The organism is Mesorhizobium sp. M0437, from assembly GCF_040321335.1.
GTDB lineage: Bacteria > Pseudomonadota > Alphaproteobacteria > Rhizobiales > Rhizobiaceae > Mesorhizobium.
On the sequence record NZ_JAMYRK010000196.1, the window covers coordinates 1 to 1,539 of the forward strand.

1 protein-coding gene is annotated in these 1,539 nt (G+C 62.6%); it reads left to right on the plus strand.

Annotated elements, in window-relative coordinates; all coding sequences use genetic code 11:
* Positions 1-111 precede the first annotated feature (111 nt).
* Positions 112-1,539, plus strand: a 1,428-nt coding sequence (locus NKI72_RS34925) for a non-ribosomal peptide synthetase (protein WP_352852239.1), incomplete at its 3' end; no start/stop codon positions are given.

Below are 1,539 nucleotides of genomic sequence, written 5' to 3' on the forward strand. Positions count from 1 at the left end.
GGCGATCTAGCTTCGAACGCGAGTTCTGAGACAACCCTATCCGGTGATTTGCTGACATTCGAGCTTTGCGCTCTGGATGGGAGCTTTCGATGGCATTTTGATGCAAGTCGATTGGCACCGGAGCAGATCGACCGCATGACGCAGCACTTACAAACATTGTTGCATAGTGTGCTGGCCGATGCAGGCCGGCCAGTGCGCGATCTGGACATCCTGCCGGCTGACGAGCGCACCTACCTGTTGGAGGAGTTGAACCGGACGGCGGCGGCCTATCCGTCGGACATGTGCATCCACGAGCTGTTCGAGGCGCAGGTGCGCCAGGCCCCTGATGCGGTGGCGGTAGTCTATGAGGACGAGCGCCTGAGCTATGGCGAGCTCAATGCCCAGGCCAACCGGCTGGCCCACCATCTGATCGCCTTGGGTGTAAAGCCGGATCAGCCGGTGGCGATCTGCTTGGAGCGCAGCCCGGCGATGGTGCTTGGTGTGCTGGCGATCCTCAAGGCCGGCGGCGCCTATCTGCCGCTCGATCCGGCCTATCCCTGCGCGCGGTTGCGGCAGGTTCTCGATGATGCCGCACCCAAGCTGCTGCTTTGCGACGCGGCCGGCCGCGCTGCGCTCGGCGCCGAGGCGCTGGCCGATGTGAGCGTGGTCGATCTGGAGACGGCGACACCAGCCTGGGCCGAATTGCCCGCCTGCGATCCCGAGCCGCGCGCCATTGGCCTGACCGCGCGCCATCTCGCCTATGTCATCTACACCTCAGGCTCCACCGGAACCCCAAAGGGCGTCATGGTCGAGCATGGAAGTCTGGTCAATCTCGGGTTGGCTCAGATCGGGCTTTTTGGCGCCTGTTCGAATAGCCGTGTTGTGCAGTTCGCCTCCTTCGGCTCTGATGCAAGTGCTTGGGAGCTTGTCATGGCGTTTGGCTCAGGCGCCGCATTACACTTGCCTGCGGACGAGCTCCGCCAGGCGAGTAACAAGCTATCGGATTACCTGCGAAGCGAAGCCATAACCCATGCGACATTACCTCCAGCCTTGCTTCAGGCAAGCAGGGATCCGGGATGTTTGGCATCGCAAGTTCTCATTCTTGCTGGCGAACTGCCGAAAGCTGAACTCGTCCGAAGTCTGGCCTCGGCATCTATCGTCAACGCCTATGGCCCGACCGAAGCAACAGTCTGCGCGACGGTTTGGAGTTGTCCCGATGACTTTGATGGGTCAGTTGTCCCGATCGGGCGTCCGATTGCGAACACGCGGGTGTACCTGCTGGACGGTCATGGTGCGCCCGTCCCGTTCGGGGCGGTGGGGGAGCTCTATATCGGCGGGGCGGGCGTTGCGCGGGGCTACCTGAACCGGCCTGATCTGACGGCGGAGCGGTTCATCGCCAGTCCCTTTGTGGAAGGCGATCGGCTGTATAAGACCGGTGACCTGGGGCGTTATCTGCCGGATGGCTATCTGGAGTTCCTGGGCCGCAACGATGACCAGGTGAAGATCCGCGGCTTCCGCATCGAGCCGGGCGAGATCGCGGCGCGGCTTTGCGAGCATGCC